The sequence below is a fragment of the Streptomyces yongxingensis genome (assembly GCF_055597465.1).
The window spans coordinates 8,831,534-8,845,904 of the sequence record NZ_CM145717.1 but is presented as its reverse complement, the minus strand read 5'-3'; the positions used below and the strand labels follow the sequence as shown (position 1 = coordinate 8,845,904).

The 14,371-nt window shown below is 69.9% G+C and carries 12 protein-coding genes and 4 pseudogenes; 7 read left to right on the top strand and 9 right to left on the bottom strand.

Annotated elements, in window-relative coordinates; genetic code table 11:
• Window positions 1–74: 74 nt before the first annotated feature.
• Window positions 75–719 (bottom strand): dihydrofolate reductase family protein, encoded by a 645-nt coding sequence (locus ACZ6TD_RS37965; protein WP_471358412.1) that lies wholly within the window; start codon window positions 717–719, stop codon window positions 75–77.
• Between the two features lie 142 nt (window positions 720–861).
• Between ACZ6TD_RS37965 and ACZ6TD_RS37960 the strand changes: the two genes are divergently transcribed.
• Window positions 862–999, top strand: a complete 138-nt coding sequence (locus ACZ6TD_RS37960; RefSeq protein ID WP_471358861.1) for a hypothetical protein — start codon at window positions 862–864, stop codon at window positions 997–999.
• Here the strand turns inward: ACZ6TD_RS37960 and ACZ6TD_RS37955 are convergent.
• The gene (locus tag ACZ6TD_RS37955; protein WP_471345360.1) at window positions 974–1,573 is read right to left on the bottom strand and encodes a hypothetical protein; all 600 of its coding nucleotides are present in this window, start codon (window positions 1,571–1,573) and stop codon (window positions 974–976) included. The two genes, ACZ6TD_RS37960 and ACZ6TD_RS37955, sit on opposite strands and share 26 nt — an antisense overlap.
• Window positions 1,574–1,614: 41 nt before the next feature.
• Between ACZ6TD_RS37955 and ACZ6TD_RS37950 the strand changes: the two are divergent.
• Window positions 1,615–1,863 (top strand): annotated as a pseudogene (locus tag ACZ6TD_RS37950) (IS5/IS1182 family transposase); the annotation flags it as partial.
• Window positions 1,864–1,878: 15 nt separating this feature from the next.
• On the opposite strand, the gene ACZ6TD_RS37945 reads toward ACZ6TD_RS37950, so the two are convergent.
• A complete protein-coding gene (locus ACZ6TD_RS37945; protein WP_471345359.1) occupies window positions 1,879–2,658 on the bottom strand; it encodes an SDR family oxidoreductase in 780 nt (259 codons plus the stop codon).
• A 78-nt stretch (window positions 2,659–2,736) separates the two neighbouring features.
• On the opposite strand from ACZ6TD_RS37945, the gene ACZ6TD_RS37940 reads away from it, so the two are divergent.
• A complete protein-coding gene (locus tag ACZ6TD_RS37940) occupies window positions 2,737–3,321 on the top strand; it encodes a TetR/AcrR family transcriptional regulator (RefSeq protein WP_471345358.1) in 585 nt (194 codons plus the stop codon).
• A 17-nt stretch (window positions 3,322–3,338) separates the two neighbouring features.
• Here ACZ6TD_RS37940 and ACZ6TD_RS37935 read toward each other — a convergent pair.
• A pseudogene (locus ACZ6TD_RS37935) lies at window positions 3,339–3,461 on the bottom strand (IS5/IS1182 family transposase); the annotation flags it as partial.
• A 573-nt stretch (window positions 3,462–4,034) separates the two neighbouring features.
• Here ACZ6TD_RS37935 and ACZ6TD_RS37930 point away from each other — a divergent pair.
• The 3 genes and pseudogenes from ACZ6TD_RS37930 to ACZ6TD_RS37920 all read left to right on the top strand — a co-directional run bounded on the left by ACZ6TD_RS37930 (window position 4,035) and on the right by ACZ6TD_RS37920 (window position 10,165).
• Window positions 4,035–7,430: a WD40 repeat domain-containing serine/threonine protein kinase gene (locus tag ACZ6TD_RS37930; RefSeq protein WP_471345357.1), complete on the top strand. Its 3,396-nt coding sequence runs from the start codon at window positions 4,035–4,037 to the stop codon at window positions 7,428–7,430.
• Between the two features lie 99 nt (window positions 7,431–7,529).
• A pseudogene (locus tag ACZ6TD_RS37925) lies at window positions 7,530–8,896 on the top strand (protein kinase domain-containing protein).
• A 576-nt stretch (window positions 8,897–9,472) separates the two neighbouring features.
• Window positions 9,473–10,165, top strand: a complete 693-nt coding sequence (locus ACZ6TD_RS37920; RefSeq protein ID WP_471345355.1) for a hypothetical protein — start codon at window positions 9,473–9,475, stop codon at window positions 10,163–10,165.
• A 75-nt stretch (window positions 10,166–10,240) separates the two neighbouring features.
• Here the strand turns inward: ACZ6TD_RS37920 and ACZ6TD_RS37915 are convergent, their stop codons facing one another.
• Window positions 10,241–10,390 (bottom strand): hypothetical protein, encoded by a 150-nt coding sequence (locus tag ACZ6TD_RS37915; protein WP_471345354.1) that lies wholly within the window; start codon window positions 10,388–10,390, stop codon window positions 10,241–10,243.
• Between the two features lie 262 nt (window positions 10,391–10,652).
• Between ACZ6TD_RS37915 and ACZ6TD_RS37910 the strand changes: the two are divergent.
• A pseudogene (locus ACZ6TD_RS37910) lies at window positions 10,653–10,958 on the top strand (hopanoid C-3 methylase HpnR); the annotation flags it as partial.
• Window positions 10,959–11,007: 49 nt separating this feature from the next.
• Here the strand turns inward: ACZ6TD_RS37910 and ACZ6TD_RS37905 are convergent.
• From ACZ6TD_RS37905 to ACZ6TD_RS37890, 4 genes are read right to left on the bottom strand one after another with little or no spacing between them, the layout of a single operon-like run.
• Entirely contained in the window at window positions 11,008–11,691 is a 684-nt protein-coding gene (locus ACZ6TD_RS37905; RefSeq protein WP_471345352.1) for an alpha/beta fold hydrolase, read from the bottom strand.
• A complete protein-coding gene (locus tag ACZ6TD_RS37900; RefSeq protein ID WP_471345351.1) occupies window positions 11,691–12,047 on the bottom strand; it encodes a hypothetical protein in 357 nt (118 codons plus the stop codon). Before ACZ6TD_RS37900 ends, ACZ6TD_RS37905 begins: the two co-directional genes overlap by 1 nt.
• Window positions 12,037–12,837 (bottom strand): Rid family hydrolase, encoded by an 801-nt coding sequence (locus ACZ6TD_RS37895; RefSeq protein WP_471345349.1) that lies wholly within the window; start codon window positions 12,835–12,837, stop codon window positions 12,037–12,039. Before ACZ6TD_RS37895 ends, ACZ6TD_RS37900 begins: the two co-directional genes overlap by 11 nt.
• Window positions 12,834–14,366 (bottom strand): monooxygenase, encoded by a 1,533-nt coding sequence (locus ACZ6TD_RS37890; RefSeq protein ID WP_471345347.1) that lies wholly within the window; start codon window positions 14,364–14,366, stop codon window positions 12,834–12,836. The genes ACZ6TD_RS37895 and ACZ6TD_RS37890 overlap by 4 nt, the downstream gene beginning before the upstream one ends.
• Window positions 14,367–14,371 lie beyond the last annotated feature (5 nt).

The window sequence follows — 14,371 nt, the reverse complement described above, 5'->3', positions numbered from 1 at the left end:
GCTGGCCGCGCGGGCCCCCAGGCTGGGCGGACACCCCCTCGCAGTCCCAGCCTGAACTCGAGTGGGCCCTCGCGTCACCTTCGCCAGAACAGGTGGTGCGTCACGCCGCTCGGGCTGGGCACGACCTCCAGGTGGAACCGGTCGAGCAGCTCATCGGGTGACTCCCAGAGCCGTAGTCCGGACCCGAGCTTTACCGGCGAGACCGCCACATGCATGGTGTCGACGAGGTCAGCGTCAAGGAACTGCCGGATGGTGGTGACCCCGCCGCCGAGTCGGACGTCCTTGCCCCGCGCCGCTTCCCGCGCCCGTTGGAGGATCGTGGCCGGGTCGCCGCCGACGAAGTGGAACGTGGTGTCGGAGAGCGTGAACGACGGACGCTTGTGGTGGGTCACGACGAACACCGGCGTGCCGAACGGGGGCTCCTCCCCCCACCAGCCGCGCCACTCATGATCCTTCCAGGGCCCGCGCTGAGGCCCGAACTTGTTGCGGCCCATGATCTCGGCACCGATGTTGCGTGCGAAGTCTCGCGTGAAGTAGTCGTCGAGGCCCCGGCTTCCCCCGGGATCCGTGCGCATGGGCCAGCTCGCCGTGGCTCCGGCCCAGGCGAACAGCCTCTCGGGATGGTCGAGGCCGAACGGCCGCTCGAGACTCTGGTGCTCACCGGCACCGATTCCGTCACTCGAGACGTTGAAGTTCATGACTCTCAGCAGTTGATCCACGGGTTTCCTCGTCAGGTCCTGTCGCGTCATGTGTGGCGAGGCGCCGCACATCATCACGTCGAACGGGGCATGGCCGGATCGACAGCGGCCCACAACCTTTTTCCGAGGCGCGTCAGGAAGCGGCCCCGCTGGCGGTGTGGCCGTGGCGGACGCGAACGGCATCGGGGTGGCCGGGGTGGCCCGCTACCGGGTGGCCCAGTGGGGGAATCTCGGCCCGGCTGTAACCGGGCACATCGTCCTCGGCGGAGCGGTCATCACACCCGCCCAAAGGCTGACGTAGTACAGGCGATCGCAAGGACCTGCCGGCGGACCTGCCGCCGGAGCGGAGGGCGTTCGCCGCAGTCCTGCGCCAGACGTTCTTCGATCCGATGAAGGTGCGCGGTTACGACTACCGGGAGATCGGCCAGCGGCTCCGGCGGCTGGGGCGGGGGTTCAGCGAAGCGACGCTGAGCAGGATCGCCAGTGGTGAGCGGCTGCCCGAGCGTCCCGCACTCTACGCGATCTTGGATCTGGTGGAGGAGATCGCGGGGGATCTCCTGACTCAGCCCGTGCGCGACCATGTGATGGAGATCGGCATCGCTCACCGACTGGCATGCGCCGCCGCGGTCAGCGACAGGACCACGAAGTCGTCGCAGTACCTCACCCAGCACCCCCAGCCGACGGCCCTCGTCCTGCCATACCTCGTCGAGGACGTGCAAGGCGATGTTGGCCAGCAGCGGGGAGATCGGTGAGCCCCGCGGGGTTCCCGCCCCGGTCGGGGAGGTCACCCCGCCCGCCAGGACTCCCATCCGCAGCCAGGTCCGGATCAGTTTCAGCATCGGTCGGTCCACGACATGCCGGGCCACCTGGACCATGAGCGCATCGTGGTCGATCGTTCCGAAGCAGTCCCGGATGTCGGCCTCGAAAAATCCGCGCGGTCATCCCCGTCCCGGCCGACCAGCGCGACCACCGGCTCCGCCGGGGCAGCCGCGGCGGCAGACCACCATTCTTCGGGCACGATACCTACAAGCAGCGCAACACCGTCGAGCGCTGCACCAACAAGTTGAAACAGTGGCGCGGGCTCGCCACCCGCTACGACAAGACCGCGACCATTTACCTCGCCGGGCTCCACCTCGCAGGCATCTTCATCTGGTCCGCCCGATGACGCAAACGAAAGGCCCTAGATGACGGGGAGTTCGCCGCCGTCGACTATCAGGCTCGCTCCGGTGACCCACTGAGCCCGGTCCGATGCGAGATAGGCAACGGCCTCGGCGATGTCGCGCGGGTCTCCGGGGCGACCCAGAGGGACGTCCGCCGTGACGTCGGCAAGCGAGACGCTCATCGCGTCGGCGAAGTTCTGGCGGATCACGTCGGCGCCCGGGGTGAGCACGTTGCCGGGCATGATCGTGGTGACGCGGATTCCGGCGGGCGCGAGCTCGGAAGCGAGCGCCTTGCCATAGGTGTTGAGCGCGGCCTTGGCGGCACCGTAGTGGGCCAATGGCGGCACAGGCGTGAGGGCCGCCCCCGATGAGATGTTGACGATCACGCTGCCCGACCCGGCCTCGCGCAGCGCCGGCAGCAGCGCGCTGTTGACCCTCACGGCGGACAGGTAGTTAAGGTCGAGTGCGTCGAGCCATTCCTCATCGGGGATGGACGAAATGCCCCCGACGTGGGTGCGTGCCGCGGCCGCGTTGTTGACCACGATGTCGACGCCGGCGAGTTCGTTGAGCGCTGCCGCAGTGAACGCCTGCACGCCCGCGAGCGTGCTGATGTCGCCTTGAATGAAGGTGGCGGCCTTCGGCGTCTCGTCGGTGGCGTTACGCGCCGTGGTAACGACGGTCGCGCCGCCGTCGAGCAGCCGCTGCACGATAGCCGCGCCGATCCCGCGAGAACCTCCCGTAACGATCGCGCGCTTGCCGGCGAACTCGGTGGTGCTGGGCGAAGCAAGAGTTCTGAACATACGGTCCACTATATCGAGTTCTGGACCGAACGTCCAGAAGTTTCGGACCGGGAGTTCAGAACGGCGTATCATAGAGGCATGGCGCGACCACGGAAATTCAACGAGCAAGACGTCATAGTCGCTGCGCGTCGGCAGTTCAACGAAACCGGCTACCACGGCACCTCGGTCGACGATCTCTCCCGCGCGACAGGGCTCAGCAAGGGAAGCCTCTACGGCGCGTTTGGCGACAAGGAGGCACTGTTCCAGCGAGTGTTCGAGGAGTACTGCGCGAGCTCCGAAAAGGGCGCCGCCGCCCGGCTCGAAGGCCCGGAGGACCAGGCGCTCGACCGCCTCCGCAATTGGCTCCGGGCGCCGGAGAGCTACACCGACCGGCGTGGCTGCCTGCTGGCCAAGGCCACGGCCGAACTGGCGTGGGAGAACGACGACATCGCGACCAGGTCGCTCGCGGCGCACGAAACGCTACTCGACAGCTGCCGCCAACTTGTCGAGCAGGCGCAGCGCGCCGGGCACGTGGATCCGGCCGCCGACGCTGAGGTGCTCGGCGGGCTGATCCTCACCACGCATCGCGGGCTCGAGGCGCTCGCCAAGGCGGGGTTCGACACGGAGACCAGGAACCGCATCGCCGACGCCGCGATCGACAGCATCGCACTGCCGGTTTCTTGACCCTGGAGCCGGCAGTTCCCGTCTGCGGCGAGGTGGACCTTGGTGCTCAGTCCTCCGCGGGAGCGGCCGATGGCGTGGTCGTGGGGCTCGGCAGCCGGGGCCCCCTTTTTACGGGCCCCGGCCGCGTTCTGATGCGCGCGGGTGCATGCCCTCAAGGGCCAGGGTGTTGGCCTTCCGGATCCAGGGGCGGGCGGACAGGATGGCGAAGGGCAGCGCGAGTACATCGCCACGCCGTCCTGCCACACCTTGCCGGTGATCTTCCAGTAGCCGGCGGCGAAGTACAGCACGGCCGTCGCGCGGACACCACGATCACGGCGTGGTAGACGATCTCGAACCAGACCGTGGAACGCCCCCACAGGAAGAGGGAGAAGCCCCCGCGCGGCAGCGCGGATTTCGCTGTGGAGATCGAGTTGTAGGAGTCGAGCCCCCACAGGAAGCGACCGAGCAGTGCGGTGGAAAAAGTTGCACGCGGCGGTCGACCGGCCCTTCAGACCTCCCCGCAGGTGGGCATCTCGGCGAAGGACTGAACGGCGCGCTCCCGCACCCCCGCGGTGAGCCTGAAACATCGACACCAGGATCGACGACGTCACATACTGACCCTCGTCGAAATCTGACAACGGGGCCATCTGCGTCCGGGCCTTCCAGGACAGCGACTTCTGCCGCAATCACGATGAGGAATCGCAGTGAACGCACCTACGTCGCCGGCAGTTTGGGTGACCGGCGAGACCATCGACGGCCGGTACCGGGTGATCGGCGAGCTTGGCCGGGGCGGGATGGGCGTCGTGCACCGGGTACGGCATCTCGCCTGGGGCATCGACATGGCGGTGAAGAGTTCGCGGCCCGAGCTGTTCCGGAGCCCCGGCGATCAGGAGCTGTTCGTCAGGGAGGCCGAGGCGTGGGTGTCCCTCGGGCTCCATCCGAACGTCTGCGCCTGCCATTACGTGCGGGTGATCGACGGTGTCCCCCGCGTGTTCGCCGAGTACGTCGACGGCGGCAGCCTGGCCGAGTGGATCGGCGACGGGCGCCTCTACGCCGGGGATGCGCCGCAGGCCCTCGCCCGTGTCCTCGACACGGCGGTCCAAGCGGCCCGTGGGCTCGAGCACGCCCATCGCAGAGACCTGGTGCACCAGGACGTGAAGCCGGCCAACATTCTGCTCGACGGCACGGGCGCCGCGAAGATCACCGACTTCGGTCTCGCCCGGTCCAAGGCCACCACGGCCCCGGCTGACCTCCAACTGACGCCCGATGTCAGCGTGTTGGTGCCGTTCGGCGGCATGACGGTCGGCTACGCGTCCCCGGAGCAGCTCGCGGGCGAGCCCGTCGGGCGGCGCAGCGATGTCTACAGTTTCGCGGTCTCGGTCCTGGAGATGTTCACCGGCGGTGTGCATTGGGCGGCTGGTTCGGTCGCGGGTCTCGCGCTGGAGGAATACCTGGCCGACCCCTCGAACCCGGTCGCGGCGCCGCCGGAAGTCGCCCACCTGCTCCGGCGTTGCCTGCGGCAGCACCCGGCCCACCGGCCGGCCTCGATGGCGGACATCGCGGATGTACTGACCGGGATCTACGAGCAGGCGACCGGCTCGGCGTATCCGCGTCCCACGTCGCAGGCCGCCGATCTGCGCGCCGACGAGCTCAACAACCGTGGCCTGTCGCTCCTCGACCTGGACCGGGCCGCCGACGCCGAACATGCCTTCGACCAGGCGCTCGCGGTCGACCCGCACCACGTCGCGGCCGTGTACAACGGTGGCCTGTTCCAGTGGCGTACGGGGGCGATCACCGATGGGGAACTCGTCGCCCGGCTGGAGGCGATCCCGCGTGGGTCCGGCACGTCCTCCTGGCAGGTGCGGCTGTTTCTGGCCCGGGTCCACCTCGAACGCGGCGACCTCGCGGCGGCACACGACCTGCTCGACGCCCTCGCCCGCGAACGGCCCGACGACACCGACGTACGGGCGGCGCTGCGGGTGACGACCTCCGGAACCGTGGCCGATGCCCGCCACACCGACACCCGCGAATTCCGCGAGCCGTTCGCGCTGCCGTTCGCGCCGGTGAAACTGCTCGCCCGGCACGAGGTGATGGGCTACCTGCCGATCCGGTTCGCTCCCGACGGACGCCTCGCGCTGAGCGGCCACTGGGACGGCGTGCTGCGGCTGTGGTCCACGGCGACCTGCGCACAGCGGTTGGCGGTCAAGGGCCACCCCACGCAGGTGCTCGGCGTCGACCTCACCCCTGACGGCTCGTACGCACTGTCCACGAGCCGCGACGGCACGGTGCAGTTCTGGGATCTCAGGGCGGGCAGGTGTACCCGCGTCATCCGCTCCGCCGCACGCGCCACGGGGTGCCCGGTCAGGTTGAGTGCCGACGGACGCATCGGTGTGTGGCGTGGTGCGGACGGGCGCGTCCAGGTCTGGGAACCGCGGACCGGGACCCGCCGGTGGTCGCTCAGGGCAGCGCTCAAGGACAGCGCCCTGGACGGCTCGCAGTACGAGGTGAGCGCCGACGGGCGCCATGTGCTCACCGCCGAGGAGGACGGGGCGCGGCTGTGGAGCGTGGCCGATGGCCGGTGCCAGGTGCTGGCCGCCGGCTCGGCGACGCATGCGCTGTGCTTCAGTCCCGACGGGCGGATGGTCGCGGTGGCCGGCGAGGACCGGGTGATCCGGTTGTGGGATGTGGGGAACGGCCGGCGGGTCCGTACGTTGCGTACGTTGACGGGGCTGACCGCCGCGGCCGGTCACCTGGCCTTCAGCGACAGTGGGCGGCTGCTGCTGTCCGGTACGACCGGCGACCACACCGTTCAGATCTGGGAGCTGAGCAGCGGCCGGTGTCTGCGGACCTTCACCGCCCACGCGTACGGAATGCACCACGTCGGATTCCCCGACAGCGACGACCGGTTCGGCGCTTCCGTCGGCGGACACCCCGAACTGCCCATGCATCGCTGGCGTTTGCCCGATACCGAATACACCGCCGAGCCGCACCTGATCAAGCCGCGCGAGTACGCGGAGGTCAGCCGGCTCGGCGGACTGGCCGAGGAACTGCTCGCCGAAGCACGCCAGGCGATGTCGAACGGCCGACACCGGTCAGCCTTCGGCCTGTTGACCCGCGCACGCGAGATCCCGGGATACGAGCGCGCGCCCCAGGTCCTGGCCGCCTGGCACGAACTGGGCCGCTCGGCGCGCCACGTACGGCTGCGCTCCGCCTGGTCGCGGCCACTGGACGCCGGCCACCTCTCCTTCGGCGCCATCACGGCGATCGGTGTCGCCGCGGATGTCCGGCTCGCCGTCAGCGGGCAGAGCGACGGCACCGTACGGATGTGGGATCTGGACAGCGGCGCGTGCACGCACGTCCTCAACGATCACCCGGGCAGGGTGGGCGGGGTGGCGTTGAGCGACGACGGTCGGCACGTCCTGTGCGAGGGCACCAAGCCACTCGCGATCATTCGGCGGCGACTGGCAGACGGCGAGTGCCGTCGGCTGACTCCGGACTGGGACATGAGGCGGACCATCAGGTTCACCGGCGACGGAAGGTACGCCTGGTTCGGCGGCGGCGACGGTGTCCTGCGCCGATGGGACCTGGACGACGACCGCTGCGTCGCGACGATCACCCGGAACGGCCCGGTCAACGTGATCTCCACGTCCGCGGACGGGCGGCTCGCGGCGGTCGGCGACTCGGGCGGCGTGCTCCGGCTGCTGGATCTTGACACCGGAGCCTGCCTGCGGACCTGGACCGGCCCCCGGGAACCGATCCTGTCGGCGTGCCTGAGCGCCGACGGCCGCCTGGCCATGTCCACACACCAGGTCATGTCCTCGGGCGCCAAGGACGAACCGATCCGGCTGTGGGACGCCGGTTCCGGGCGGTCCGTACGCGAGTTCACGGGGCACGAGGGCTGGGTCTCCGCCGTGCGGTTCACCCCCGACGCCCGGTTCGCCTTCTCGGCCGGCCACGACAGATCCGTACGGATGTGGGAGGTCGCCACCGGCCGATGCCTGCACGTGCTCGAAGGGCACCAACAACGCATCCGGCACCTCGAACTCACCCCCGACCTGCGCAACTTGGTCTCGGCGGGAGACGACGGCATCCGGCTCTGGGACCTCGACTGGGAGCTGGTGGCCGACTGAGCGGAGCGGGATGCGTACTGTCCGACGCCGCGGACGGCACGCTCACGTTCACCGTCCCGTCCCCCGAAGCCCTCCCCTCACACAAGGAGACGATCCTCTGTGACGCCCTCGGCCACCGTCACGCTCACCCTCGTCGAGGGCCGGGTGAAGCCCGGCGCGTACGTCTTCGAGGAGCGCACCACCTGCGTCCTCGGCCGCTCCACCGACTGTTCGCCGCGACTGCCCGACGACTCCGACCACAAGACCGTCTCCCGCCACCACTGCCTGCTCGACATCAACCCGCCGGACATCCGCATCCGCGACTTCGGCAGCCTCAACGGCACGTACGTCAACGGCGAGAAGATCGGCCAGCGGCGCCGCGGCCTCACCCCCGAGGAGGCCGTCGCGGATTCCTACCCCGAGCACGACCTCAAGGACGGCGACCGGATCCGCCTCGGTGACACTGTGTTCCGCGTCGACATCACGCGGCCGCAGGTCGCCACGCTGAGGCTCGCGCGCTGCGCCAAGTGCGAGCGCGAGCTGGGCGACGAGGCGGGCGGCCGCCCCGGCGAGTTGTTGTGCGCCGCCTGTCAGGCCCGGCCCGACGCCGTGCTCAAGCTGCTGCTCGAGCTGGCGCACGGCGGCCGCGCCGACCTCAAGGCCATCCGCGGCTACTCGGTGATCCGGGAGCTCGGCCGTGGCGGCATGGGCGCGGTGTACCTGGCCCGGCACCAGGCCACCGGCGTCGAGGTGGCGCTGAAGGTGATGCTGCCGAAGGTGGCGGCGAGCGAGACGGCGCGCGCCCGGTTCCTGCGCGAGGTGGCGCTCACCCGGGCGATGAAGCATCCGCACGTCGTCGCGCCGCACGACGCGGGCTTCGGATACGGGACCTTCTATCTGACAACCGAGTTCTGCACCGGCGGCAGCCTGGACCGGCTCGTCGCCGAACGCGGCGGGCGGCTTCCGGTCGAGGAAGCGGTGCCCATCGCGGTGCAGGCGCTCAAGGGCCTGGAATACGCGCACGGGCAGGGTGTCGTCCACCGCGACCTGAGCCCTCCAACATCCTGCTGCACCGGGAGACCGACGGCTCGACGACGGCGAAGATCGCGGACTTCGGCATCGGAAAGGCATTCGACCAGGCGGGCCTGAGCGGGCTGACACGCACCGGCACCACGGCCGGCAAGCCGATGTTCATGCCGCGCCAACAGGTCATCGACTTCCGCAAGGCCACCCCCGCCGTGGACGTCTGGGCATTTGCCGCCTGCCTCTACCACACGCTGACCGGAAGGACCCCGCGCGATTTCCCGCGCGCCAAGGACCCCTGGCAGGTCGTCCTGCAGAAGCCGGCGATCCCGATCCGCCGCCGCGACCCGGCCATCCCGCGACGCCTCGCGGAGGTCATCGACACGGCGCTGCGGGAGCACCCCGAGATCGGCTGCGCGAGCGCGGCGGAGCTGCGCGGGGCGCTGGAGCGGGCGGGACGGTGAGCCGTCGAAGCCACGTCGCTCTCCAAGCACGTCCCCAACAAGGCCGCGATCGAACAGCGGCATCCTCCAGCGCGTCTTCTCCGGCATCACCATCCCCGGCCGCGGCCAGCCCTGGACCGAACGCCTCCGCGCCATCGGGCACCGAATCCACCACGCGCTCAGCACACACCCGATCGTCGTCACCCTCATCACGACCGGCACCACCAGCCCACGCACCACCGAAGCCCTGCGTCCGGTCGAGGAACTACCCGCCGCACTCCACGACGCCGGCTTCGGAGTCCGTAAAGGCGCCAGCCGGTGGTGCGATGCCGTCGGCCGCCTCCGACGAGCAGCTCGTCGCGATGCTGGTCCTCGCTCATGACGCCTTCTCTGCCCGCCCCGTACGTGCCGTCGCTGTTCGCGGCCAGGCACGGTCCGACGACGGTCAGGCGCGGGCGGGCGGGAGCTGAGAAGCGCAGCGCCCAGTGGGTCTGAGAACAAGCCGCCCTCCACACTGTTTGGTGGCACCGATTTCACAGCGCGCCAACTGGTCCTAAAATGTGTTGGCTTAGGACCGACGGGGGGAGGTTGACGAGCGTGGAATCGGCGCTATTTGTGATCGCCTTGCTGTGCTGGTTGATCTACGTACTGTTCGTGTGGATCCGCGGAGTGGTGCACCGGCGGCGGCTGCCGGAGCCGACGGTCGCGCCGAGCCAGTTGGAGATCTATCAGGGGCAGGTATTCCGCGAGATATGCCGACGGGCGGCGAACCCGGGGCGGCGCGTGATGATGACCGACTACTTTGCCGAGCGAGGATGGAACCGGGCGGACGTCATGCGCATCCTGGCCGAGCTGCTCAAGCACAAACTGATCGACGTGGAGGGTTGGCGGTTCGGTAGCTACAGCGTGACGCACAAGGGCTGGACCGAGTACGAGGGCAAGTTCATCTGGACAGGAGGCGAAGGGGTGCACATCTCCACTGGACCGGGCGGCTTCATCGTGGCGAACGTCAACAGCCATCATTCGGTGGCCCACGGCGGCTACGGCAACCGGGCGAACGCGCCTGACATTCCCCACCAGCAACTGATCGACGCCCTGCGCACGGACGCGGACACCGCGACGTCCGATGAGGCGGTAAGGGCGCGGGAGTACGCCGACGACCTGGCCGCGGCCGTCGAGGCGCAGGATGCCGACAGGACGGCTCGCATCCTCGGAAGAATCAACGCCCTCCTGTCCACCGCTACGGCTGCCTTCACCCTGGCCCGCGGACTACTGCCATCCGGCTCGTAGCGGAACGGATCTGCATCGAGGCCGCGGCATCACCAGCAACGGCACCGTCTACACCCCTGGTCAGGCCCAGCAGCCCTACCAGTGATCCGAGAAGGTCACCAGACGCCGGGGCCGCCGCCGCGCCATCGACCAGTTGGGATCGTCCAGCCGGGCATCCTCGGCGACGGCGCGCCGCAGGAACGCCTCGACATCGGCCGCCTCCCCGAGCGAGCCCGGCGATCTCACCGCGGATCGGGGCCGGGCGCCGAGCTCGGGCAACCGCGGCCGTCCACCGCACGGCCGCGGCTGTTTCGGTCTCGGCGTGGGTCGACTTCGTCGCGGTGGCGACCGCGTCCGCGCCGTTCGGGTTCGCACGGAACCAGCGATGGTTCTGCTCGGTCGCGTACGCCCGTCGCGCCTTCGCCTCGGCTTCCTCTGCCCGGCCCAGCATCTCCACGGCGCACCGCCGGTACTGCGGCGCCTGTGCCGTTCCCGCAGCGGGCCCGCGGGGACCGCCCACGTGGTCGTGCGAGGCGAAGGGGAACCGGCCATCGGCCCGCTGCTGGACGCGGTGCGCGACAGCGGTGTGGAAGCGGTGCCCGGGATCGTCACGCACTCCGGGCCCGGACCGGCGCCCCGGATGATGCACAGCATCGACCTGCCCAGACCCGCCCGAGATCTGACGCGCCACCGCAGCCGGTACTTCATCGGAGAACTCGACCCCTGCGCCTCGATCGAGTTCACTCGCGGCTCTCCCTGGGACTGCTCGTTCCGCTCCGCGCAACATCCGCAAGTGGCGGGCGAGGACCTGGCGACCGATCCTTGCGCCGGCGCCGGCGCAAGAATGGCGCATCGGCTCCTCCTCAGCTCTCGCCGTGGAATACCGCGCACACGCGGTCGTGGTCGGAGACGGGAGCCATGTGACCGGCTCCTTCGATGGTCAGGACCCGGGCACCCCGCGACTTCGCCGTGGCAGCCGTGGCGGCGAAGAAGGGAGAGGCGCCGAACCGTACATACGTTGTCGGAGGGTCCGTGTATCGCGGCATGGGGGTGCACAAGGGTTCCTCGTGGGTGGCCCGGTTCATCGGTGTGGCCCGCGAGGTGACCCATCGCAGTCCGGCCGGGTCGAGCCCCATGGCCTCGAAGCCGAAGGGCGGAACCAGCCACGGCTCCGTCGTCGGCCGCGATGCCGCCGCGGCGGCGAACGCGTCACGGAGCCCGGGCTGGATGTCGAAGGCCGCCTGGCCTGGCCTGGGAAGATACGCGTCAAGGTAGACGAGCCGCCGGACGCGGGCCGACCGCCGGTACGCGACTCCGGTGATGACCATGCCCCCGTAGCTGTGGCCCGCAAGGACCACGTCGGTGAGAGCGTGACGGTCGATCAGCCCAACAATGTCGTCGATGTGTGTGTCCAGTCCCACGTGTGGGCCTGCTGCGGTCAGCGAGGGGCAGTGGACGGTGTGTCCGGACGCCCCTAACCCGGCGGCGACCGGCTCCCAGACCCAGCCGCCCAGCCACGATCCGTGCACCAGGACGAAAGTGGCCATCACTGCCGCCCTTCGGCCCTGGCGGCCCACGAGGAGCGGATGCCCCGCAGGATCCACTTCAGTCGATCATCGGGGATGAAGAAGCCACCGACCCCGGAGGAGAACAGCACGTCGTGGACCCGCTGCGAGGTCTCTGCCAGGCGCACTTCGAAGTCCTCGCCGTCCCGCGGCCGCGCGGGCAGCAGGATGACGATGGTGTCGTCCCGCTCCTCGACGACCTCGACGGCGAAGTCCTCGCACGGGCGGTAGCCGGATTCCTCGCAGAGCACCCGCTTCGGGTCGGCGAGCATCCTGGCACGGTAGGTGGGGTCGTTGACGATCCGCAGGGTGTGGGCGGTGCCGGCGTCAACTGTCATCGCTGCTCCTCGCATCGGTGGCGGGATGGGACCGGTGGAAGCCGCGGCGCATGGCCAGTAGCCCGGCCTTGAGCCGCTCGGGCAGAACCCAGACGAACATGTCGCCGCTGCCCCACTGGTCCATGAGGTTCACCGCCTCGCGTTGGTCCGGCTCACCGGGCTTTCTCGCGGGCGGGACGACGTAGTAGAGAGTGTCGCGTTTCTGCAGTTTGACCTGCACCGTGATGCCTGGTGGCACCATCACACCCAGCGCTGCCAGAGCGGGGCCCGGATCGCGTTCCAGCTGCTCGGCGAGGGCCGGGTCTGCCCAGGCGCGACGAGTGAGCGCTGCTTCGAGATCCTCCTCGGCCGCCCTTCCAACGCTCGGCGGCCCACTCGGCGTCGCGGCCGGAACCAGGCCGACCGCGGCGACCACCTGGACCTCGACCAGATAGTCAGGGGCGAAGAGCGCCGACACGCCCACCAGCGTGCTGGCCGGTGTCCGCACCGTTCCGGCCCGCAGCGGTTCGAAGATCGCGGGCAGTAGCTCTGGGGTGTAATCGACGACGAAGACGGTCTCCTGGACGATGTCGTCCCGGGTGGCGCCGACCGAGGCGAGCGCCGCGTCGAGATTGCGGGCGATCTGTGCGGCCTGGGCCGCGTGGTCGCCCGGTCCGACAGGCCGTCCCTCGCTGTCCGAGGCGACCTGACCGGACAGGTGCACCAGCCGGACGTCTTCGACGGTGACGATCTGGGTGATGGCGTCGGACGGGTTGTACACGCCCGGGGGGTTGAGACGGGTCACGGTCACCGGGTGGCCACCCCTTGCGTTGCGCCGGCCCAGGCTGCGAGGGCGGTGACCCGCTCGGCGCGCCGGGCGTCCGGTTCAGTGCCGCGAGTGGCCCAGGCGATGTGCCCGTCGGGGCGGACAAGCACCTCGGTGACCCCGTCCAGTTCCGGATGGCCGTCGTGCTCGGTGACGGTGACGGCGGTGACCCGCGAGTCCCACCCGGCGTCGACGGTCTGCCCCAAGCCGGCGTCTCCGGCGAGGCCGAGGAGGACGAAGCGGCCCCGGGAGAACAGCTCGTAGGCCCGTGTCGCCGCCGACGGGGCGTCGATGAGCCCGATGTCGGGCATCCGCCGGCCCACCAACGGGTCGGCGGCGTGGCCGTCGCTGTCCGAGTAGCTGGTGGCGAGTGCGGAAACCTGGCCGGCGATGCGGCGATTGACCTCCGGGATGCGCAGCAGTTCGTCCAGCAGGCCGCGCAGGGCGGCGGCGGGGCGGTGATACTGCGGGACGAGCGTCAACTCCGCGAGCAGGGTCTGCACCTCGGTGTTCTCGGTGACGGCTCGCCCGACCGGCCGGCGTTCGGCGTCGTAGCTGTCCAGCAGACCGGGTGGCGCCCAGCCGTTTGTCTCGGCGGCCAGCTTCCACCCCAGGTTCATGGCGTCCTGGAGACCGGTGTTCAGCCCTTGGCCGGCCGCGGGGAAATGGATGTGGGCGGCATCGCCCGCCAGGAGAACGCGGCCACGCCGGTAGCTGTCCGCGAGGCGGGTGGCGTTGCCGAAGCGCGACATCCACCGCGGCTCGGCGACCCCGAGGTCGGAGCCGCAGATCCTGGTCAGCGACGTACGGAACTCCTCCAAGGACACGGGCACACCGCTGGGGATACGCATCCGCTCCGGATCCAGGTACACCAAACGGGTCAGTCCACCGTCCAAGGGCGCCACCAGCACGCCGAGCGCCCGCGCCCGGTCGAGCGCGGCCGGATCGGGATCGACCACCGCGAAGTCCCCGAGTACCCCGCTCAAGGTCTCGTCGACACCTGGGAAGGCGATACCGGCGGCCTCGCGCACCCCGCTGCGACCGCCGTCGCACCCGACGACATACCGCGCACACAGGGTCTCGGCGCGGCCGCCCGGTCCGCGGACCTGCACCTCGACGCCGTCCGCGTCCTGGCGGAGACCGGTGCTCTCATAGCCGCGGGTGATCTCCACCCCCAGCTCCAACGCACGCTCCTGGAGGAGGAATTCGGAACGCGCCTGGGGAAGGAACAGGGTGTAGCCGTGCCGGCTGTCGAGCGCGGCAAAGTCGAGCTGGGTGTCCAGGCCCGCGAAGTGCCAGCTCGGCACCGTACGGCCGAGCGCGAGGAATCGGGGCGCGAGGCCGCGCAGGTCCATCAGTTCCACACTGCGCGGATGCAGGGTCAACGCACGGGAGTCTCGCTGCGGCTCGGTGCGCCGCTCGATGATCCGCGTGCGGACACCTGCCAGCGCCAGCTCGCAGGCGAGCATCAGGCCGGTCGGTCCGGCACCGACGACGATCACATCGGCATGCATAGGCA